22 protein-coding genes are annotated in these 18,917 nt (G+C 72.2%); 8 read left to right on the top strand and 14 right to left on the bottom strand.

The genetic code is table 11. The annotated features are described in order from the left end of the window. Positions 1 to 19: 19 nt before the first annotated feature. Positions 20 to 811 carry a hypothetical protein gene (locus ACFY0D_RS07655; RefSeq protein WP_390797488.1) on the bottom strand — a complete coding sequence of 264 codons (792 nt, stop codon included), beginning with the start codon at positions 809 to 811 and terminating at the stop codon, positions 20 to 22. A gap of 187 nt (positions 812 to 998) precedes the next feature. Here ACFY0D_RS07655 and ACFY0D_RS07650 point away from each other — a divergent pair, with 187 nt between their 5' ends. The 3 genes from ACFY0D_RS07650 to ACFY0D_RS07640 all read left to right on the top strand — a co-directional run bounded on the left by ACFY0D_RS07650 (position 999) and on the right by ACFY0D_RS07640 (position 4,155). Next, complete coding sequence (locus tag ACFY0D_RS07650; RefSeq protein WP_052873873.1) at positions 999 to 2,270, top strand: magnesium transporter; 1,272 nt, start codon at positions 999 to 1,001, stop codon at positions 2,268 to 2,270. 106 nt (positions 2,271 to 2,376) lie between these two features. Continuing rightward, the gene (locus ACFY0D_RS07645) at positions 2,377 to 2,952 is read left to right on the top strand and encodes a DUF1003 domain-containing protein (protein ID WP_390797755.1); all 576 of its coding nucleotides are present in this window, start codon (positions 2,377 to 2,379) and stop codon (positions 2,950 to 2,952) included. 87 nt (positions 2,953 to 3,039) lie between these two features. Further along, on the top strand, positions 3,040 to 4,155 hold the full coding sequence (locus ACFY0D_RS07640; RefSeq protein ID WP_314244527.1) for a P-loop NTPase: 1,116 nt from the start codon (positions 3,040 to 3,042) through the stop codon (positions 4,153 to 4,155). A gap of 84 nt (positions 4,156 to 4,239) precedes the next feature. Here the strand turns inward: ACFY0D_RS07640 and ACFY0D_RS07635 are convergent, their stop codons facing one another. The 5 genes from ACFY0D_RS07635 to sigE all read right to left on the bottom strand — a co-directional run bounded on the left by ACFY0D_RS07635 (position 4,240) and on the right by sigE (position 8,614). Continuing rightward, entirely contained in the window at positions 4,240 to 4,971 is a 732-nt protein-coding gene (locus tag ACFY0D_RS07635) for a hypothetical protein (RefSeq protein ID WP_390797487.1), read from the bottom strand. A 139-nt stretch (positions 4,972 to 5,110) separates the two neighbouring features. Beyond that, positions 5,111 to 5,557 (bottom strand): sec-independent translocase, encoded by a 447-nt coding sequence (locus tag ACFY0D_RS07630; RefSeq protein WP_390797486.1) that lies wholly within the window; start codon positions 5,555 to 5,557, stop codon positions 5,111 to 5,113. A gap of 118 nt (positions 5,558 to 5,675) precedes the next feature. Beyond that, the gene (locus tag ACFY0D_RS07625; protein ID WP_390797485.1) at positions 5,676 to 7,091 is read right to left on the bottom strand and encodes a trypsin-like peptidase domain-containing protein; all 1,416 of its coding nucleotides are present in this window, start codon (positions 7,089 to 7,091) and stop codon (positions 5,676 to 5,678) included. A gap of 54 nt (positions 7,092 to 7,145) precedes the next feature. Further along, positions 7,146 to 7,838, bottom strand: a complete 693-nt coding sequence (locus tag ACFY0D_RS07620) for a zf-HC2 domain-containing protein (protein ID WP_390797484.1) — start codon at positions 7,836 to 7,838, stop codon at positions 7,146 to 7,148. Further along, the gene (sigE, locus tag ACFY0D_RS07615) at positions 7,835 to 8,614 is read right to left on the bottom strand and encodes an RNA polymerase sigma factor SigE (protein WP_390797483.1); all 780 of its coding nucleotides are present in this window, start codon (positions 8,612 to 8,614) and stop codon (positions 7,835 to 7,837) included. Before sigE ends, ACFY0D_RS07620 begins: the two co-directional genes overlap by 4 nt. Before the next feature lie 178 nt (positions 8,615 to 8,792). Here sigE and ACFY0D_RS07610 point away from each other — a divergent pair, with 178 nt between their 5' ends. Continuing rightward, on the top strand, positions 8,793 to 9,455 hold the full coding sequence (locus ACFY0D_RS07610) for an O-methyltransferase (RefSeq protein WP_030385883.1): 663 nt from the start codon (positions 8,793 to 8,795) through the stop codon (positions 9,453 to 9,455). A gap of 50 nt (positions 9,456 to 9,505) precedes the next feature. Here the strand turns inward: ACFY0D_RS07610 and ACFY0D_RS07605 are convergent, their stop codons facing one another. Together ACFY0D_RS07605 and ACFY0D_RS07600 are read right to left on the bottom strand one after the other, a co-directional pair. Further along, positions 9,506 to 10,123, bottom strand: a complete 618-nt coding sequence (locus ACFY0D_RS07605) for a hypothetical protein (protein ID WP_390797482.1) — start codon at positions 10,121 to 10,123, stop codon at positions 9,506 to 9,508. A gap of 131 nt (positions 10,124 to 10,254) precedes the next feature. Beyond that, a complete protein-coding gene (locus tag ACFY0D_RS07600) occupies positions 10,255 to 10,422 on the bottom strand; it encodes a DUF3117 domain-containing protein (RefSeq protein WP_003966491.1) in 168 nt (55 codons plus the stop codon). A 333-nt stretch (positions 10,423 to 10,755) separates the two neighbouring features. On the opposite strand from ACFY0D_RS07600, the gene ACFY0D_RS07595 reads away from it, so the two are divergent. After that, the gene (locus tag ACFY0D_RS07595) at positions 10,756 to 11,559 is read left to right on the top strand and encodes an enoyl-CoA hydratase/isomerase family protein (protein WP_390797481.1); all 804 of its coding nucleotides are present in this window, start codon (positions 10,756 to 10,758) and stop codon (positions 11,557 to 11,559) included. 25 nt (positions 11,560 to 11,584) lie between these two features. On the opposite strand, the gene ACFY0D_RS07590 is transcribed toward ACFY0D_RS07595, so the two are convergent. Further along, the gene (locus tag ACFY0D_RS07590) at positions 11,585 to 12,163 is read right to left on the bottom strand and encodes a DNA-3-methyladenine glycosylase I (RefSeq protein ID WP_390797480.1); all 579 of its coding nucleotides are present in this window, start codon (positions 12,161 to 12,163) and stop codon (positions 11,585 to 11,587) included. After that, positions 12,160 to 12,513 (bottom strand): DivIVA domain-containing protein, encoded by a 354-nt coding sequence (locus ACFY0D_RS07585; RefSeq protein WP_109781240.1) that lies wholly within the window; start codon positions 12,511 to 12,513, stop codon positions 12,160 to 12,162. Before ACFY0D_RS07585 ends, ACFY0D_RS07590 begins: the two co-directional genes overlap by 4 nt. Before the next feature lie 76 nt (positions 12,514 to 12,589). Here ACFY0D_RS07585 and folP point away from each other — a divergent pair, with 76 nt between their 5' ends. Then, a complete protein-coding gene (gene folP, locus ACFY0D_RS07580) occupies positions 12,590 to 13,450 on the top strand; it encodes a dihydropteroate synthase (protein WP_390797479.1) in 861 nt (286 codons plus the stop codon). Between the two features lie 222 nt (positions 13,451 to 13,672). Here the strand turns inward: folP and ACFY0D_RS07575 are convergent, their stop codons facing one another. Further along, complete coding sequence (locus tag ACFY0D_RS07575; protein ID WP_030012114.1) at positions 13,673 to 14,440, bottom strand: TIGR00730 family Rossman fold protein; 768 nt, start codon at positions 14,438 to 14,440, stop codon at positions 13,673 to 13,675. Positions 14,441 to 14,504: 64 nt separating this feature from the next. Continuing rightward, on the bottom strand, positions 14,505 to 15,584 hold the full coding sequence (dapE, locus tag ACFY0D_RS07570) for a succinyl-diaminopimelate desuccinylase (protein WP_390797478.1): 1,080 nt from the start codon (positions 15,582 to 15,584) through the stop codon (positions 14,505 to 14,507). A gap of 87 nt (positions 15,585 to 15,671) precedes the next feature. Here dapE and ACFY0D_RS07565 point away from each other — a divergent pair, with 87 nt between their 5' ends. Both ACFY0D_RS07565 and ACFY0D_RS07560 read left to right on the top strand, forming a co-directional pair. Further along, positions 15,672 to 16,649, top strand: a complete 978-nt coding sequence (locus ACFY0D_RS07565; protein WP_390797477.1) for a hypothetical protein — start codon at positions 15,672 to 15,674, stop codon at positions 16,647 to 16,649. A 253-nt stretch (positions 16,650 to 16,902) separates the two neighbouring features. After that, entirely contained in the window at positions 16,903 to 17,256 is a 354-nt protein-coding gene (locus ACFY0D_RS07560; protein WP_390797476.1) for an ATP-binding protein, read from the top strand. A 77-nt stretch (positions 17,257 to 17,333) separates the two neighbouring features. Here the strand turns inward: ACFY0D_RS07560 and dapC are convergent, their stop codons facing one another. After that, the gene (dapC, locus tag ACFY0D_RS07555; protein WP_390797475.1) at positions 17,334 to 18,428 is read right to left on the bottom strand and encodes a succinyldiaminopimelate transaminase; all 1,095 of its coding nucleotides are present in this window, start codon (positions 18,426 to 18,428) and stop codon (positions 17,334 to 17,336) included. Between the two features lie 108 nt (positions 18,429 to 18,536). After that, positions 18,537 to 18,866 carry a ferredoxin gene (gene fdxA, locus ACFY0D_RS07550; RefSeq protein ID WP_030011906.1) on the bottom strand — a complete coding sequence of 110 codons (330 nt, stop codon included), beginning with the start codon at positions 18,864 to 18,866 and terminating at the stop codon, positions 18,537 to 18,539. Positions 18,867 to 18,917 lie beyond the last annotated feature (51 nt).

The raw sequence follows: 18,917 nt of genomic DNA, 5'->3' as shown, positions 1-18,917 counted from the left end.
CCGCCCGACCCGCGGAACGTTACGGCTTGGTGGGGTTCGCGCCCTGGCCGGAGCTCTTGGAGGGGGCCGGGGCGGTCCCGCCGCTCTGGTCCTTCGTCGTCGGCAGCTGGGTGCCGTAGTCGACCGTCTGGTCCTGCGCGGGCGGGTCCAGCTGGAACGGCTTGCCCCACTCCGCGAGTTCGACCCGGCCGGCGCCGCCGGCGCGCTCCATGAGCAGCGGGTACGGGGTCCCCTCCAGCGATACCGAGAGCTTGCCGCCCTTGCCCGCGTCCGCCGCGACCTGGACGGCGCGGGTGTGCCCGACCTTGGTGTACGAGCCCTTGGTGAGCTTGCCGTCCAGTCCGAGCAGCCCGTCCAGCAGCACGTCCATGTCGGTGAAGCCGCGGAACTGCTTGTACGAGGGGTCGCCCTCGGGCACCTTCACGAACTTGTCGCCGAGCTTGCCGGCCGAGTCGGACTGGCCCCAGAACGCCGCGCTCGCCTTCAGGTACAGCTGCTCCCCCACGCGCAGCAGCTGGAAGGTGTCCTCGTTGGACTTCACCTCGCCGGAGCCCCCCTCCGCCTTCAGCCGCATGTCGAGGGTGAAGGACTTGCCGCCGCTCACCAGCGTGCCGGACAGGTGCACCGAGTCGGACTCCGTCGCGGCCGCCTTCGCCTTCGCCTCGATCTTGTCGGCGGACAGCTTGCCGACCCCGTTCGTGCCCTCGTCGGGGTCCTCCCCGCAGCCCGTACCGGTGACGGCGAGGCCCGCGCACAGCACGCCGATGAAGGCGGCCCGGCGCAGCCGCGCGGCAGGGAAGTAGGCGGTCACGGGCGGGTGCCTCTCGTCGGTCGTCTGCGAGCAGCAGGCAGCGTACCCGCCCGTACCTCGCGCCCCGCGACCGCGCCCCGGTGTTCGCCCGCCCCCGGGCGGACCGCCCCACCAGGACGCTTTCGGGCGGCACGGGCTAGCCTGAGGGGCGGCACGACTCTTGATCGACGCACTAGGAGGCGCTCGGATGGTTGCAGGCGCCCCGCGGATCTTCGTCTCGCATCTGTCGGGTGTGCCCGTCTTCGATCCCAACGGCGACCAGGTCGGCCGGGTCCGCGACCTCGTCGCGATGCTCCGGGTCGGCGGCCGCCCGCCACGGCTGCTGGGTTTGGTGGTCGAGGTCGTCAGCCGGCGGCGGATCTTCCTGCCGATGACCCGGGTCACCGGTGTGGAGTCCGGGCAGGTCATCACCACCGGTGTGGTCAACATGCGGCGGTTCGAGCAGCGCCCGACCGAGCGCCTGGTCCTGGGCGAGCTGCTGGACCGGCGGGTGACGCTGGTCGCGAGCGGCGAAGAGGTCACGGTCCTGGACGTGGCCATCCAGCAGCTGCCGGCCCGCCGGGACTGGGAGATCGACCGGATCTTCGTACGGAAGGGCAAGTCGGGTGCGCTGCGCCGGCGCGGCGAGGCCCTGACGGTGGAGTGGTCGGCGGTGACGGGCTTCTCGCTGGAGGAGCACGGGCAGGGCGCCGAGAACCTCGTCGCCACCTTCGAGCAGATGCGCCCGGCCGACGTGGCGAACGTGCTGCACCACCTGACGCCCAAGCGGCGCGCCGAGGTGGCCAACGCCCTCGACGACGACCGGCTCGCGGACGTGCTGGAGGAGCTGCCCGAGGACGAGCAGGTGGAGATCCTCGGCAAGCTGAAGGAGGAGCGCGCCGCCGACGTCCTGGAGGCGATGGACCCGGACGACGCGGCCGACCTGCTCTCCGAGCTGCCGGAGGACGACAAGGAGCGGCTGCTGACGCTGATGCAGCCGGACGACGCGGCCGATGTGCGCCGCCTGCTGTCCTACGAGGAGAACACCGCGGGCGGTCTGATGACCACCGAGCCGATCGTGCTGCGGCCGGACGCGACGGTCGCGGACGCGCTGGCCCGCGTACGGCAGGCGGACCTGTCGCCGGCGCTGGCGGCGCAGGTGTACGTGTGCCGGCCGCCGGACGAGACGCCGACGGGCAAGTACCTGGGCACGGTGCACTTCCAGCGGTTGCTGCGGGACCCTCCGTTCACGCTGGTCAGCTCGATCGTGGACACGGACCTGCCGCCGCTGCGCCCGAACGCCTCGCTGCCCGCGGTGACCACGCACCTCGCCGCCTACAACATGGTGGCGGTGCCGGTGGTCGACGAGAGCGGCTCGCTGCTGGGCGCGGTGACCGTGGACGACGTGCTGGACCACCTGCTGCCGGACGACTGGCGGGAGACGGACTTCCATTCCGAGGAGGCCGTGGGTGGCCGCTGAGCGAGGACGCTTCGACCGGGGGCGGGGCGAGCAGGCGCGCGAGCGCCGCCGGGAGCAGATCCGGGAGCGGCGCGAGCAGGCACGGGTACAGGCGCGTGAGCACGGGCTGGCGGCGGACGCGGCGGAACGATCCGGCGAGCGCTCGGGACGGTCGTCGGGCACCGGGTCGAGCGCGCTGACGCGCTCGCGGGTGCGCCTGGACCTGCCGCGTGCGCCGCGCCGGTCGCTGCTGCCCGAGTACGACCCGGAGGCCTTCGGACGGCTGTCGGAGCGGGTGGCGCGCTTCCTGGGCACCGGCCGGTTCATCGTCTGGATGACCCTGGTCATCATCGTCTGGGTGCTGTGGAACATCTTCGCGCCGGACGACCTGCGGTTCGACAAGTACCCCTTCATCTTCCTGACGCTGATGCTGTCGCTGCAGGCCTCCTACGCGGCTCCGCTGATCCTGCTCGCGCAGAACCGGCAGGACGACCGCGACCGGGTCACCCACGAGCAGGACCGCAAGCAGAACGAGCGGTCCATCGCCGACACCGAGTACCTGACCCGGGAAATCGCCGCCCTGCGGATGGGCCTGGGCGAGGTCGCCACCCGCGACTGGATCAGGTCCGAGTTCCAGGACCTGATCAAGGAGATGGACGAGCGGCGTCTATTCCCCGCCGAACGTGATGAAGGCGACCGCTGACGGGCTTACCTGCGGCCTGCTACCGAGCCGTACCATCGGGGCATGGCTACCGACACAAGCTCCGCCGCCGTGCCTGAGCAGGACGCGATCCTGGACGCGCTGGCGACGGTGAACGACCCCGAGATCCACCGGCCGATCACCGAGCTCGGCATGGTCAAATCGGTGGAGATCGGTGAGGGCGGCGAGGTCGCCGTCACGGTCTACCTCACGGTGTCCGGCTGTCCCATGCGCGAGACCATCACGAAGAACGTCACCGAAGCCGTCGAGAAGGTCGCGGGCGTCACCTCCGTCGCCGTCTCCCTCGACGTGATGAGCGACGAGCAGCGCAAGGACCTGGCGGCCACGCTGCGCGGCGGCACCGCCGAGCGCGAGGTGCCCTTCGCCAAGCCGGGCTCGCTGACCCGTGTGTACGCGGTCGCGTCCGGCAAGGGCGGTGTCGGCAAGTCCTCCGTCACGGTGAACCTGGCCGCGGCGATGGCGGCGGACGGCCTGAAGGTCGGCGTGGTCGACGCGGACATCTACGGCCACAGCGTGCCACGCATGCTGGGTGTGGACGGCCGTCCGACCCAGGTCGAGAACATGATCATGCCGCCGTCGGCGCACGGCGTGAAGGTCATCTCCATCGGGATGTTCACCCCGGGCAACGCCCCGGTGGTGTGGCGCGGTCCCATGCTGCACCGCGCGCTCCAGCAGTTCCTGGCCGACGTGTTCTGGGGCGACCTGGACGTGCTGCTGCTGGACCTGCCGCCGGGTACGGGTGACATCGCGATCTCCGTGGCCCAGCTGGTGCCGAACGCGGAGATCCTCGTCGTCACCACCCCGCAGCAGGCCGCGGCCGAGGTCGCGGAGCGGGCCGGCTCCATCGCCGTGCAGACCCACCAGAAGATCGTCGGCGTGGTCGAGAACATGTCGGGCCTGCCGTGCCCGCACTGCGACGAGATGGTGGACGTCTTCGGCTCGGGCGGCGGCCAGAAGGTCGCCGACGGCCTGACCAAGACGGTCGGCGCGACGGTGCCGGTGCTGGGCTCGATCCCGATCGACGTCCGGCTGCGCGAGGGCGGCGACGAGGGCAAGCCCGTCGTCCTGTCCGACCCTGACTCCCCGGCCGGCGCGGCCCTGCGCTCGATCGCGGGCAAGCTGGGCGGCCGGGCGCGCGGCCTGTCGGGCATGTCGCTGGGCATCACCCCGCGCAACAAGTTCTGACCGTCCGTACCACGGGGAAGGGCGCCGCTCGCCGAGCGGCGCCCTTCCCCGTACCGGTCCCCGTGACCGGTGACCCGTGACGCGCTACTGGTACGTGCCGAGGTCCGCGATCGCGGAGAAGCCGAGGCCGTACGCGCTCATCCCGCGGCCGTACGCGCCCAGGTGGACCCCGCTCCCGGTGGAGCCGGCCAGCACCCACCCGAACTCCGACTCGCGGTAGTGGAACGGCGTAGGCTCCCCGTCCACCGGCAGCGACAGCGTGGACCAGTCCTCACCGGCCAGGTCGTCCGCCAGCTCCCACGCGGCCTCGGTCTGCTGGTCCAGCCAGTCGTCGCGCAGCGAGTGGTCCATCTGTCCGGGCCAGCTGTACGCCAGCAGTCCGGAGCCGGCCAGCCAGGCCGCCGAGGCGACCGAGGTGGCCTCCAGGACGCCGGTGCCGTCGCCGCTGCGGCGCAGCGGGTTGCTGGCCACGGTGATGACCACCGCGAAGCGCTCCTTCTCACCGGTGGCGATCTCGCCCCGGGCGGAGGGCTCGTCGCCGTGGCCGGTGGAGCCGTGCTCCACCGTGCCGTCGGCGGCCACGGCGACCTGCATGAGCCAGCGGGGGCCGGTGAAGGCCCCGTCCAGCCCGTACCAGGGGAAGTCGGCCGCCAGGAACCCCTCGGCCGTCCGGCGGGCCGCCGGTACGGGCGCAGGGGCTTCCTGTGGCTGCGTATCGCTGTGTGGGCCGGTATCCGGCTCCTGGGCGGGTGCGCCTGCGGGGGCGGGGGCCTCCGCGGTCTGCGCTCCTACCCGGCTGCTGCTCGTCGTCTCCATCTGGGCGGCCTCTCGTTCCGTGGGGTCCGGAACGGCCCTCCCCCTCGCTGTGCTGGGGGGACCCCCTCCCTCGGGCGTCCTGCGATCCGGACAGATGGAGGATAGCCATCCGACCGCGGATCGCCGGGCAGGCCGCGCGTCAGGTGGCGTCGGCGTCGAAGCGCGAGCGCTCGTCCGGGGCGGCGGCGGCGGGCTTCTTCAGCAGGTCCGGGCCGGTCACGGCGGGCGTGGCGGCCGCGGCCGGGGCGGCCGGGGCGGCGCCGGCCTCCGAGCTCTTCACGGCATCGGAGACGTCGCTGAGCTCCTTGCGGAGATCGAAGCTGGTGCGGATCTCCTTGAGGTCCTCGTTCTCGGTCAGCTGCTTGCGGATGAAGGTCTTCGGGTTCAGGTCCTCGAACTCGAAATCCTTGAATTCGGGGCCGAGTTCGGAGCGGATGTCGTTCTTCGCGCTGTCCGAGAACGCCCGGATCTTCCGGATGAAGCCCGTGACGTCCTGAATGACCTTGGGCAGCTTGTCCGGTCCGAAGACGAGGATGCCGAGCACCACGATCGTGACAAGTTCGAGTGCGCCTATGTCGTTGAACACCTTGCCGCTCCTCGGCTCTGTATCACTTCGGGCCCCGACACACGGTACCCGGCGTTGTCCACGGGCCCATACCTGCGTACCGCCTCCGCGCCGGTTTCACCCGGCTGTCATCCCGCGCTCATGAGCCGTTCGCCGATCCGAGGACCACCTTCAGTGTGCTTTCGCGGCCGTCGCGGAGCACGGTGAGGGTCAGCGGGTCGCCCGGGCGGTGGGCGCGGATCTTGATGATCAGCTCGTCGCCGCCGCGGACCCGCTGGCCGTCCACCTTGGTGATCACGTCCCCGGCCCGGATCCCGGCGCGCGCGCCCGGTCCGTCGGCGACGACGGACGGCTTGCCGTCCTCGCCCTTGTCGCCGACCCGGGCCCCGTCGCCCGAGTAGTCCATGTCGAGGGTGACCCCGATGACCGGGTGCGTGGCGCGGCCGGTGCGGATGATCTCCTCGGCGACGCGCTTGCCCTGGTTGACGGGGATGGCGAAGCCGAGCCCGATGGAGCCGCCCTGCCGGGTGGGATCCTCCTTGTCGGCCCCGCGGATCGCGCTGTTGATGCCGACCACATGGGCCTTCGCGTCGAGGAGCGGGCCGCCGGAGTTCCCCGGGTTGATGGGGGCGTCGGTCTGCAGCGCGTCGACGTAGCTGATGTCGCTGCCGTCGCCCTTGTCGCCGCCCGCGGTGACGGGCCGGCCGGTGGCGCTGACGATGCCGGCGGTGACGGTGTTCGACAGGTCGAAGGGGGCGCCGATGGCCACCACCGGGTCGCCGACCTCCACGTTGTCGGAGTTCCCCAGGCTCAGCGGCCGGAGTCCGCGCACCCCGCTGACCTTGACCACGGCCAGGTCGTAGCCGGAGTCGCGGCCGACCAGCTCGGCGGTGACGCTCTCGCCGGTGCTGAAGGTGACCGTTATCTCCTGGGAGTCGGCCACCACGTGGTTGTTGGTCAGGATGTGTCCCTGCTGGTCGAGCACGAAGCCCGTACCCGTACCGCTGCCCTTCGTGCCCCGCACGTGCAGGGTCACCACGCCGGGCAGTGCGGTGGCCGCGATCCCGGCCACGCTCTCGGGGGCCCGGCCCCGGTCGGTGGCGCCGGCCGCCTGGGGGAGCTCCAGCCGGGTGCCGCTCTGCCGCTCGGCGAGCACGCCGAGATAGCCGCCGGTCCCGCCGGCGAGCAGGGCCGTTCCGAGGCTGATGGCCACCACCTGCCACAGCCGGATCCCGCGCGGCGTCCGGCCGCGGTCCACGACCTGCAACGGCTCGGCGCCCCAGGGGTCGTACCGCACCGCGGGGACCGCGGCCGGCTCGTCCGGGGCCTGCGCCGGCGCGTCCGAGGCCGGGAACGGCGCGTCCGGGGCAGACACGTCCGAGCTCGGCGCGTCCGGGGCGGACACGTCGGGGGCCGGGGCCGCGTCCCGCACGTGGTCCTCGCCCCCGGTTCCGGGCCGCGGCGCGGGAACCGCTTCGCGGCGGCCCTCCTCGGTCGTCCCCTCGGGCCGGCTCCACCACTGCGGAGCCGGGTCGGTCTGCTGCCTGTCGGCCATGGGCGCTCCCCGCGTACCTATGCGCATGTGCCGCAGATTCAACCAGGTCCCGCGTCAGCGCAGCAGGGAGACCGGTCGCGCCGGGTGCTGCGGGGAGGGCTGGAGCGGCGGCAGCGGGGTCGCCACGGCCGACAGGAGGGTCGGGACGGCCTCGGGGCTGGGCAGCCGGTCACGGGCCCCCTGATCGGCCACGGGCAGGGCAGGACCGGGCCTGGAGGCCGGGGCAGGGGAATCACCCCGCAGGTTCGGGTCCACCTCCAGCGGCAGGGCGCCGCCGAGCGCGAGAGCGGCCAGCGAGACGGCCCCGGCGGCGACGAAGGCGAACCTGCGGCGCGGACGGCCCACCTCGTGGATGCGGAAGCCCTCCTGCGGCCGCGGCCGGGCGGCGACGGGCAGCCCGTATGCGAACGCGTCGAAGGGGTCGGCCCCCGCAGCACGGGCCGGGTCGGCGGGAAAGCCGGGACGGGCAGGACCGGCAGGACCGGCAGGACCGGCAGGATCGTCGAGGCCGCCGCCCGGCAGCCCCTGCAACCGCGCCAGCAGCCCCGCGGACAGCGGCGGCGGCGCGCTCTCCACGAACATGGTCTTCAGACGCCGCTGGGCATCGGCCTCGGCCTTGCACCTGGCGCAGGTCGCCAGATGGGCCAGGACCCGATCGCGGGCGTCGTGTTTCAGCTCGCCGTCCACCAGGGCGGCAAGCCGGTCGCCCAGGTGCTGTTCGGCGGGTGACGGACTGACGTCGCTCACTCGGCTCCGCCCTCTCCCCCGGCGCCGGGGGCGCCCATCGCCACTCCCGCCAGCGCGCGCTGCTCGGCACGGGCCTCGGGGGACCGGTGCCTGAGCGCCTTGCGCAGGTGCGAACGGCCCCGGTGGATACGGCTGCGCACGGTGCCGAGTTTCACGCCGAGCGTCGCGGCGATCTCCTCGTACGACAGGCCCTCGATGTCACACAGCACCACGGCCGCGCGGAACTCGGGGGCGAGGGTGTCCAGCGCCTGCTGCACATCCGCGTCGAAGTGGGTGTCGTGCAGGACCTGCTGCGGGGACGGCTCACGGCTCGGCAGCCGGTCGGCGGCGTCGTCGCCGAGCGCGTCGAAGCGGATCCGCTGCTTGCGGCGCACCATGTCCAGGAACAGGTTCGTCGTGATGCGGTGCAGCCAGCCCTCGAAGGTGCCGGGGGTGTACGTGGACAGCGAACGGAAGACGCGGACGAAGACTTCCTGCGTCAGGTCCTCGGCGTCGTGCTGGTTACCCGTCAGACGGTAGGCAAGGCGGTAGACCCGCGCGCTGTGCGTGCTGACGATCTCCTCCCAGGAAGGAGGGGTCCACGCCTGGGAGCCCGCATCGGCGGCAAAGGTCGCGGTGGTTGCGGCGTCGGCGGTGTGGAAGCGGTCAGCAATGTAGGTCACGGATTTCGGCTCACCCGCCGACCAGAAGAGGCGTCTCAGTACGCCCCCACGATCCACAGGCGCAGCCGCACCTCCCCTGTCGGCTCTGGTGGTGTCCAGTGGAGTCCCTACCATAGCCACCCCCTCTGTCAGCTCCGGATAAGCGTTTTTGCAGTATCTTTACGCGAGACTTAAGCCCTGGAGCGGTCCTGGCCGTCGATCTGCCCGGCACCGTCCCTTCTTATCCCGCCTCCACCCTTCACAACGCCCGGTCCCATCTGCGGGTTCCCGACGTCAACGGATACAGTCACCGTTGCGCCAACTATGGGGACAGGAGAGGGTCATTACCGGCAACCGGCAGACGAGCTGGGCGTTCGCCGACGCGTTTGTCGCCGAGGACGACGCTCTGCGGTGGGCCCGCGACCGGTCCAGGGAAGCGGGCCTGAGGTCCGTCTCCCCCGGCACCGGGGCCGCGCTGCGCCTGCTGGCCGCCACCGCGGACGCCAAGGCGGTCGCCGAGATCGGCACCGGAACCGGCGTCTCCGGCATCCACCTGCTGCACGGAATGCGCCCCGACGGGGTGCTGACCACGGTGGATCCCGAAGCCGACCGGCAGGCTTTCGCCCGCCAGGCCTTCCGCGCCGCGGGCTTCGCGGGCAACCGCGCCCGCTTCATCCCCGGCCGCGCCCTCGACGTGCTCCCGCGACTCGCCGACGGCGGATACGACCTCGTCTTCTGCGACGGGGACCCCTCCGAATCCCTCGACTACCTCGCCGAATCGTTGCGGCTGCTGCGCCCCGGCGGACTGGTGTGCTTCGAGGGGGTCTTCTCCGACGGCCGCACGGTCGACTCCGCGGCCCAGCCGGTGGAGGTGCTGCGCGTCCGCGAGCTGCTGCGCAGCGTCCGCGAGAGCCCCGCGCTGGAGGCCGCGCTGCTCCCGGTGGGCGACGGGCTGCTGTGCGCCGTGCGCCGCTGAGCCCCCGGGGTCGCCGGCGGGCCGCGTAGGGGGCGTCCGCCGCCTTCGGATCAGTTCAGGAGCGCGAAGGTGAGGGCCGCCGTACCGCCCAGCGCGGTGCCGGCGAGGAGCTGGGCCGGGGTGTGCGCCTTCAGCACCAGCCGGGACCAGCCCGCGGCGGCGGCGATCAGCACCGCGGGGAGCACCGGGAGCCCGAGGACGAGCAGCAGGATCATCACGGTGCCGCCGGCCACCGACATGTGGATCGATATCTGCCAGACCACCGTGACCAGCAGCGAGGACACGAGGCCCACCAGCATCGCGACGACGAGCGCGAACACCTCCCGGGGGGCGCCCAGGACGTGCAGGAGCGTGACCCCGGCGACGACGGAGACCAGGCTCAGGGCCATCGGGACGACCCGCTGACGCCGTACCCGGATGTGCTGGTCGGTCAGCGCGCCCCGGCGGACGCCGAGGGCGATGATCCCGATCGGGACCAACCCGCAGAACAGGGCGGCGAACAGGCCCCAGCCGAGCCCGGCCCACGACATGGTGCTCCGCCATCCGACGAGCAGCAGCAGCGCGACCACCAGAGGGGCCGGTGCCAGCACGTCGGAGAGGATCCGGGCGGCCTTCTGCCGGGCCGTGCAGTCGGCGAAGGCGGGCGGCGCGGGCGGGGTGTAGGGCACGGCGCGGCTCCGGAAGGCTCGGGTCCAGGGAAGGCGACACAACGCTGCCCCGGCCGCGGGTTCGCGGTCGGGGCAGCGCAGAGAATGCGGAAAATCAGAAGGTGGAAGTGCTGTCGGTGTCCCCCGTGGGGTCAGCCGACGACCTTCTTCAGGGCGTCACCCAGGGCGTCCGCCTCATCAGGGGTCAGCTCGACGACAAGCCGACCGCCGCCCTCGAGCGGTACGCGCATGACGATGCCCCGCCCCTCCTTGGTGACCTCGAGCGGGCCGTCGCCCGTCCGCGGCTTCATGGCCGCCATGCTCGTTCCCCTTCCTGAAACCAGCTCATCGTCAGCCGACGGCCCCGTTCAGGCGCCTAATACCCGGCATCGAACACATTGCTTCCCAGCCATTATCCCGCATGTCAGGACCCGATGACCAACATCGCATGGGAACGCTTGGGCAACGCGCTCGACCAAAACCACTCATTTCGGGGATCCGCCTGCGATACTTCGCCGCCGCACCCGGGAAGCGGCACCGGCTTTCTTTGACGCACATCACATGTGCGCGCCACGTCCGGTCCGCCATGCTGACCTTTGTACCGGACAGTACCGACCGGTAGCCAAGCCCGCGACGAAGGGGGACCCCCTGCCATGGCCGACAGCGTGCTCTACGAAGTGACCGACGGACTCGCCACCATCACGATCAACCGCCCGGACGCGATGAACGCGATGAACACCGAGGCCAAGGTCGCCCTGCGCGACGCGGTCCAGGCGGCGGCCGCCGACACCGCCGTACGGGCCGTGCTGCTCACCGCGGCCGGGAACCGGGCCTTCTGCGTGGGCCAGGACCTCAAGGAGCACATCGGGAACCTCGCCTCGGACCGCGAGAGCGGCACCTCGCTGACGATGACCACGGTGGCCGACCACTACAACCCCATCGTGCGGGCGCTCACCGAGATGCCGAAGCCCGTGGTGGCCGGCGTGAACGGCGTCGCGGCCGGGGCGGGCTTCGGCTTCGCGCTGGCGGCGGACTTCCGGGTCGTCGCCGACACCGCCTCCTTCAACACCTCGTTCGCCGGGGTGGCGCTGACCGCCGACTCCGGGGTCTCGTGGACGCTCCCCCGCCTGATCGGCGCCTCCCGCGCCTCGGACCTGCTGCTGTTCCCGCGCTCGGTCAAGGCCCAGGAGGCGTTCGAGCTCGGCATCGTCAACCGTCTCGTGCCCGCGGACTCCCTGCACGCCGAGGCGGAGGCCCTGGCCCGCACGCTGGCCGCGGGCCCGACGGTCGCGTACGCCGCGCTGAAGGAGTCGCTGGCCTACGGGGCCTCCCACACGCTCTCCGAGGCCCTGGCCCACGAGGACACCCTCCAGACCCGTGCGGGGGCCTCCGAGGACCACTCCATCGCCGTCCAGGCCTTCCTCGCGAAGCAGCCGCCGAAGTACCTCGGCCGCTGACGCGCGTGCCGCGACCCGGCCGGGCTCAGGCCGGGTCGCGGGAGACGCAGTCGGCCAGGTGGTCGTTGACCAGCCCGCAGGCCTGCATCAGGGCGTAGGCCGTCGTGGGGCCGACGAAGCGGATGCCGGCCTTCTTCAGGGCCTTGGCGAGGGCGGTGGACCCGGGCGTGACCGCCGGGACCTCGGTGACCGTCAGCGGGGCCGGTCCCGGTTCCCCGGGGGCGTGGGACCAGATCAGGGTGTCCAGCTCGCCCGGCTCCCACCCGGCGAGGACCTTCGCGTTGGCCAGGGTCGCCTCGATCTTGGCCCGGTTGCGGATGATCCCCTCGTCGGCCAGCAGCCGCTCCGCGTCACGGTCGTCGAACTCCGCGACCGCCGCGATCGAGAAGTCCGCGAAGGCCTTACGGAATCCCTCGCGGCGCCGCAGGATCGTGATCCAGGACAGCCCCGACTGGAACGCCTCCAGGCACAGCCGCTCGTAGAGGGCGTCGTCCCCGTGCACCGGACGGCCCCACTCGGTGTCGTGGTAGGCGACGTAGTCCGGCGTGGACAGCCCCCACGGACAGCGCAGCAGCCCGTCCGCACCCGCCACCGAACCGCTCACCGCTCACCGCCCTTGCTGAGGTCGACGTGCCCGGGCGCGTCCGACGGGGCGGCGGCGGGCGCCGCCGCGGCCGTCAGCTGCGCGATCCGCGCGTCCCGCTCGGCCAGTTCGGCCGCGAGCCGCTCCAGTACGTCGTCCACCTCGGCCATCCGGTACCCGCGCGGGGCGACCGGCAGCCGCAGCGCGTCGATGTCGGCCCGTACGACGGGCCGGGTCTCCGGCAGTCCGTCCGCGACCCGGTCCGGCTCCGCTTCCGGCAGGACGGCCTCCGAGCCGCCGCCGATCACCGCCAGGGTGACCGCTGCCACGACCACGACCAGCGCGATCATCAAGAAGAAGAACACGATCAACTCCCCTGAGAGACTCCGGCCACCAGGTTAAGGTCGCAGGCGAGGCGCAAGGGCCGCCGAAGGAGGAAAGAGCAGGATGCTGCGACTGGGCAGGCGCGAGTTCGACACCCACGAGCCGGTGATCATGGCCATCGTGAACCGGACGCCGGACTCCTTCTACGACCAGGGCGCGACGTTCCGCGACGAGCCGGCGCTGGACCGGGTCGAGCACGCGATCGCCGAGGGCGCCGCGATCATCGACATCGGCGGGGTCAAGGCGGGCCCGGGCGAGCACGTGGACGCGGCCGAGGAGGCACGGCGCACGGTCGGCTTCGTGGCCGAGGTCCGGCGGCGGCACCCGGACGTGGTGATCAGCGTGGACACCTGGCGGCACGAGGTCGGCGAGGCGGTGTGCGAGGCCGGGGCCGATGTCCTCAACGACGCCTGGGGCGGGGTCGACCCCAAGCTCGCCGAGGTCGCCGCGCGGTACGGCGTGGGCCTGGTCTGCACCCACGCGGGCGGGGTGGAACCGCGCACCCGGCCGCACCGGATCGCGTACGGGGACGTCATGGAGGACGTGCTGCGCGTGACGGTCGGGCTGGCGGAGCGGGCGGCGGCGCTGGGCGTCCGCCGGGACGCGATCATGATCGACCCCGGACACGACTTCGGGAAGAACACCCGGCACTCGCTGGAGGCCACGCGCCGGCTGGACGAGATGACGGCGACGGGCTGGCCGGTCCTGGTCTCCCTGTCCAACAAGGACTTCGTCGGCGAGACGCTCGACATGCCGGTCAAGGAACGCCTGCTGGGCACCTTGGCCACGACGGCCGTCTCGGCCTGGCTGGGCGCGCAGGTCTACCGTGTCCACGAGGTCGCGGAGACCCGCCAGATCCTGGACATGGTGCGCTCGATCCAGGGCCACCGCCCTCCCGCGGTCGCCCGCCGCGGCCTCGCCTGAGACCCCGACGGCCGGAGGCCGGCGCAGCCGCCCGAAGCCGGAGAGGCGCCCCGGCGCCGAGCCGCGCGAGAACGGCGTCGAAAAGGAGCATGGTGCGCTCGATCCAGGGCCACCGCCCTCCCGCGGTCGCCCGCCGCGGCCTCGCCTGAGACCCCGACGGCCGGAGGCCGGCGCAGCCTGAGGCGTTCAGGGCCCGGGCCGGATCCGGCCCGGGCCCTTCGCCTACTTGCCGACTTCCTTCGTCACCAGCGCGATCGCCTCGTCCACGTCGTCGGTGACGTGGAACAGGTAGAGGTCCTTCTCCGAGGCCTTGCCCTGGGCGATCACGGTGCCCCGCAGCCAGTCGATCAGGCCGCTCCAGTACTCCGTGCCGAACAGCACGATCGGGAAGCGGGTGATCTTCTGGGTCTGGACCAGGGTCAGCGCTTCGAACAGCTCGTCCAGCGTGCCCAGGCCGCCCGGCAGGACGACGAAGCCCTGGCTGTACTTCACGAACATCGTCTTGCGGACGAAGAAGTACCGGAAGTTCAGGCCGAGATCGACGTGCTGGTTGAGCCCCTGCTCGAAGGGCAGCTCGATGCCGAGGCCGACCGAGACGCCGTTCGCCTCGCGGGCGCCCTTGTTGGCCGCCTCCATCGCACCCGGACCACCGCCGGTGATCACCGCGAAGCCGGCGTCGACCAGCGCGCTGCCGATCCGCACGCCCGCGTCGTACTCGGGCGAGCCCTCCGGCGTCCGGGCCGATCCGAACACACTGATCGCGGGCGGCAGCTCGGCGAGCGTGCCGAAGCCCTCGATGAACTCCGACTGGATGCGCAGGACCCGCCAGGGATCGGTGTGCACCCACTCGGAGGGCCCCGCCGAATCCAGCAGCCGCTGGTCCGTCGTACTGCCCGCCTGCACCTGGCTCCGCCTCCTCAGCACCGGCCCGAGCTGCTGCTCCTCGGGCCGACGACGAGCGGAACCCTCGGGACTGCCGTGGTTGCCCATGCTGTGCTCCCTCCTGCTGATCGTTGGATCAGGGTAGGCGCACAAAGGTGACGAGAAGCGGAATTCAGGAGGTCAGCCAGGCGCGGAGTCGTTCCTCGCAGTGCAGGATCGCCTTCGTCTCGACGCGTTCGTCGACCTTGTGCGCCAGCAGGGCGTCGCCCGGGCCGTAGTTGACCGCCGGGACTCCGAGGGCGCTGAAGCGGGAGACGTCCGTCCAGCCGAACTTGGGCATGGCGCGGCCGCCGACCGCCTCCATGAAGGCCTTGGCGGCCGGGTGGGAGAGGCCGGGGAGGGCGCCGGGCGAGGAGTCGTCGACCACGAACTCGGCGATGTCGCAGTCCGCGAACACCTCCCGTACGTGGGCCAGCGCCTCGGCCTCGGTGCGGTCCGGGGCGTAGCGGAAGTTGACGGTCACCGTGCACGCGTCGGGGATGACGTTGTTGGCGACGCCGCCCTCGATGCGGACCGCGTTGAGCCCCTCGTGGTACTCCAGGCCGTCGATGACCGGCTTGCGGGGCTCGTAGGCCGCGAGGCGGGCGAGGATCGGGCTCGCCGAGTGGATGGCGTTGGAGCCCATCCAGCTGCGGGCGGAGTGGGCGCGCTCGCCGGCGGTGCGGAGCAGGACGCGCAGGGTGCCCTGGCAGCCGCCCTCGACCTCGGCGTCCGAGGGTTCCAGCAGGACCGCGAAGTCGCCGGTCAGCCAGTCGGGGTGGGCGCCTGCGACCTTGCCGAGGCCGTTGAGGTCGGCGGCGACCTCCTCCTGGTCGTAGAAGACGAAGGTGAGGTCCCGGTTCGGTTCGGGCACGGTCGCGGCGATGCGCAGCTGCACGGCGACACCGGACTTCATGTCGGTGGTGCCGCAGCCCCACAGCACGTCGTTCTCGTCGAGGCGGGAGGGGACGTTGTCGGCGATCGGCACGGTGTCGAGGTGGCCGGCCAGTACGACGCGCTCGGCGCGGCCCAGGGCCGTGCGGGCGACGACGTTGTTGCCGAAGCGGTCCACGGTGAGGTGCGCCAGGCCGCGCAACGCGTGTTCCACGAGGTCGGCGAGGACCTTTTCGTCGCCGCTCACGGACGGAATGTCGACGAGCCGGGCGGTCAGCTCGGCGGCGTCCAGGGTGAGGTCCAGCTCGGATTCGGACATGGAACTGACCCTAACGCCCCGGGATGCGACGAAGCCTCGTACGTCCGGCCGGTGGACGCGTCATATGCCTCAAGTACGGTGGGCCGCGTGCCCGAGACCCGTGATCCCCGTCCTCGTCGCCGCCGGCTGCTCCGGGCGGTCGTCGGCCTGCTCGTTCTCCTCGCGGTGATCGGGTACTTCGCCGTGCAGCACGATTCGAACGGTGGCGGCGGTGCCCCGTTCTGCGTGGCCAGCGCGGATCCGGTCGGGGAGGACGAAACCTCTGAAACGTACGAAATGTCGCCCGAGCAGGCGGCGAACGCGGCGACGATAGCCGCCGTCGGCGTCGCCAAGGGTCTTCCCGACCGCGCGGTGACCATCGCGCTGGCGACCGCCATGCAGGAGTCCGCGCTGCGCAACCTCGATCACGGCGACCGGGACTCGCTGGGCCTCTTCCAGCAGCGGCCGTCGATGGGCTGGGGCACTCCGGAGGAGATCAGGGACCCGGTCTACTCGGCCGGGATCTTCTACGACCACCTCGTCGACGTGCCGGGGTACTCACGGCTGCCGCTGACGGTGGCCGCGCAGAAGGTGCAGCGCAGCGGGTTCCCGCAGGCGTACGCGAAGCACGAGCCCGACGCGACCGTGCTGACGGCGGCCTTCGCCGGCGGCGGCACCCTGAACTGCGGCGGGCCCGCGCCCACCGGGCCGGGCGACCCGGAGAAGGTACGGGCCGACCTGGTCCGGATCTTCGGCAAGGACGGGATGCACACCATGTCCCCGCAGGGCGGCCAGGCCGGCCGGAACGCCGGCGGGGGCCGGACGGCCCCGGAGGCCGAGGTCACCCTGACGGAGAAGAAGGCCGGCGACGAGGCCGCGGTCCGCCGCAGCCGGGCCATGGCCCACTGGGCGGTGGCCAATGCGAAGGCGATGGGCATCTCCCGGGTGTCCTACGACCGGCACGGCTGGATCGCGGGCAAGGACCGGGGACGGTGGCAGGACAAGGGCGGCGCGGGGACCAAGGACGGCGCCAAGGACCTCCACTACGCGGGCCCGGGCGTGGTACGGATCTTCATGGCCCGCTGATCCGCTCCGCGGCGGGGCACACGGCGGGGGCGCCCGGGCTCACGTGCGAGTGATCACTCCTGCGGGGGGATCCGTGTAGCGGGCCATGGATCCCCGAAATGGACGGAAGCCCTGGTCGGCAAGCATCCGATGCGCTTTTCGCGGAAGCCGATTAAACGATGCGTTACCGATCCTTTACCCACCGGCACCGCAACTCCACCCGCCCCGGGAGCGGTTAGCACGGCGTACTCAGCCGCTACCGCTTAGGAGCAACATGTCTCTCCCCCTGACCCGTCGGATCGCCCGTGCCGCGCTGCTGATCGCAGCCGGGGCAGCGCCCGTGGTCGGTGCGGCCGGAGCGGCCAGCGCCGCCGGCCTGGAGTCCGTGCCGCCGCTGGGCCAGCTCGGCGCCCCCGACACCGCCGCGACGGCGGACGCGGCCACGGGCGCCGTCGACACCGCCGGCAGCGCCACCAAGACCCTGCCGGCTCCCGCCTCCGACGTGGCCGGCACCGCGCAGGGCCTGCTCGGCGGGCTCCCCACGACGCAGGAGCTGCCGGTGTCCTCGCTGCCGACGTCCGGTGTCCTGCCGGGAGGCCTGCCTGGTGGCCTGCCGCTGGGCGGCTGACGCCGCAGGAACCGCCGAGGGGGCCGGGAGTGCGAACTCCCGGCCCCCTCGGGCGTTTTCGTCGTGGAACCCGGCGGTCAGCCGAGGCGCTTGACCGCCGCCTCGACCCGCTCGTCGGTGGCGGTGAAGGCGACGCGCACGAACCGCGCGCCCGCCTCGCCGTAGAAGTCGCCCGGCGCGACCAGGATGCCCAGGCCCGCGAGGTGGGCGACGGTGTCCCAGCAGGGCTCGTCGCGGGTCACCCACAGGTACAGGCTCGCCTCGCTGTGCTCGACCCGGAAGCCGTGCGCCTCCAGGGCCGTACGCAGCGCCGCGCGGCGGGCCGCGTAGCGCTCGCGCTGCTCCTCGACGTGGGCGTCGTCGCCGAGGGCCGCGACGGTGGCCGCCTGCACCGGGGCGGGGGTCATCATGCCGCCGTGCTTGCGGATCTCCAGCAGCTCGCCGAGCACGTCCGCGTCACCGGCGACGAAGGCCGCCCGGTAGCCGGCCAGGTTGGAGCGCTTGGAGAGGGAGTGGACGGCCACGATGCCCTCGTACGAGCCGCCGCAGACGTCGTCGTGGAGGACGGAGACGGGCTCGGCCTCCCAGCCCAGCTCCAGGTAGCACTCGTCGCTGAAGAGCAGGATCCCGTGCTCGCGCGCCCAGGCCACGATCCGGACGAGGTCCTCCTTGGCGAGGACCTTGCCGGTCGGGTTGGACGGGGAGTTGAGCCACAGCAGCTTCACACCGGCCGGGTCGAGCTCGGTGGGGTCGTCGTAGACGACGGCCTCGGCGCCGCACAGCCGCGCGCCGACCTCGTACGTGGGGTAGGCGAGCCGGGGGTAGGCGACCTTGTCCCCGGCGCCCAGGCCCAGCTGGGTCGGCAGCCAGGCCACCAGCTCCTTGGAGCCGACGACCGGCAGGACGTTGCGGTGTCCGGCGGCGCTCGCGCCGAGGCGGCCGCGCACCCAGCCCGTGATCGCGTCGCGCAGGGCGACGGTGCCCCACACGGTCGGGTAGCCCGGGGAGTCGGCGGCCTCGATCAGGGCGCGCCGGATCAGCTGCGGGACCGGGTCCACGGGCGTGCCGACCGACAGGTCGACGATGCCGTCCGCGTGGGCCGCCGCCGTGGCCTTGTACGGCTCCAGCTTGTCCCAGGGGAAGGCGGGAAGACGGTCGGATACTGCGGCCACGGTGGTCTCTGCTCTCTCTGAGTGCTGGTGTGTACGGGTGCCGGAAACACGTCGGTCCCGTGCGGCGGGAAGGCCGTACGGGACCGAGGGGCGCGTCTGCCTGAAAGGTCAGTGCTCGCCGTTGATACCGGCGGGCAGCGCCGCGACGAAGGGGTGGTCGCGCTCGATCAGGCCCAGCTTCGAGGCACCACCGGGCGAACCGAGCTCGTCGAAGAACTCGACGTTCGCCTTGTAGTAGTCCTTCCACTCCTCCGGAGTGTCGTCCTCGTAGAAGATGGCCTCGACCGGGCAGACCGGCTCACACGCACCACAGTCGACGCACTCGTCCGGGTGGATGTACAAGGACCGCTGGCCCTCGTAGATGCAGTCGACGGGGCACTCTTCGATGCATGCCTTGTCCTTGACGTCGACACAAGGCTCCGCGATGACGTAGGTCACGCTCTCGTTCCTCCTCGGTAGGGCTTTCCATATCGCGCGGGAGCGCGGCGT

The organism is Streptomyces sp. NPDC001502, from assembly GCF_042894785.1.
Lineage (GTDB): Bacteria > Actinomycetota > Actinomycetes > Streptomycetales > Streptomycetaceae > Streptomyces > Streptomyces kutzneri.
This window is presented reverse-complemented; position numbering and strand designations above follow the sequence as displayed.

What these genes read in the sequence shown, in the direction of transcription:
- ACFY0D_RS07595 (WP_390797481.1), top strand. Translation starts at nt 10,756, where the DNA reads ATGGCCGACAGCGTGCTCTACGAAGTGACCGACGGACTCGCCACCATC.
- ACFY0D_RS07635 (WP_390797487.1), bottom strand. Translation starts at nt 4,971, where the DNA reads ATGGAGACGACGAGCAGCAGCCGGGTAGGAGCGCAGACCGCGGAGGCC.
- dapE (WP_390797478.1), bottom strand. Translation starts at nt 15,584, where the DNA reads ATGTCCGAATCCGAGCTGGACCTCACCCTGGACGCCGCCGAGCTGACC.
- ACFY0D_RS07625 (WP_390797485.1), bottom strand. Translation starts at nt 7,091, where the DNA reads ATGGCCGACAGGCAGCAGACCGACCCGGCTCCGCAGTGGTGGAGCCGG.
- folP (WP_390797479.1), top strand. Translation starts at nt 12,590, where the DNA reads ATGCTGCGACTGGGCAGGCGCGAGTTCGACACCCACGAGCCGGTGATC.
- ACFY0D_RS07560 (WP_390797476.1), top strand. Translation starts at nt 16,903, where the DNA reads ATGTCTCTCCCCCTGACCCGTCGGATCGCCCGTGCCGCGCTGCTGATC.
- ACFY0D_RS07600 (WP_003966491.1), bottom strand. Translation starts at nt 10,422, where the DNA reads ATGGCGGCCATGAAGCCGCGGACGGGCGACGGCCCGCTCGAGGTCACC.
- ACFY0D_RS07650 (WP_052873873.1), top strand. Translation starts at nt 999, where the DNA reads ATGGTTGCAGGCGCCCCGCGGATCTTCGTCTCGCATCTGTCGGGTGTG.
- ACFY0D_RS07575 (WP_030012114.1), bottom strand. Translation starts at nt 14,440, where the DNA reads ATGGGCAACCACGGCAGTCCCGAGGGTTCCGCTCGTCGTCGGCCCGAG.
- sigE (WP_390797483.1), bottom strand. Translation starts at nt 8,614, where the DNA reads ATGGTAGGGACTCCACTGGACACCACCAGAGCCGACAGGGGAGGTGCG.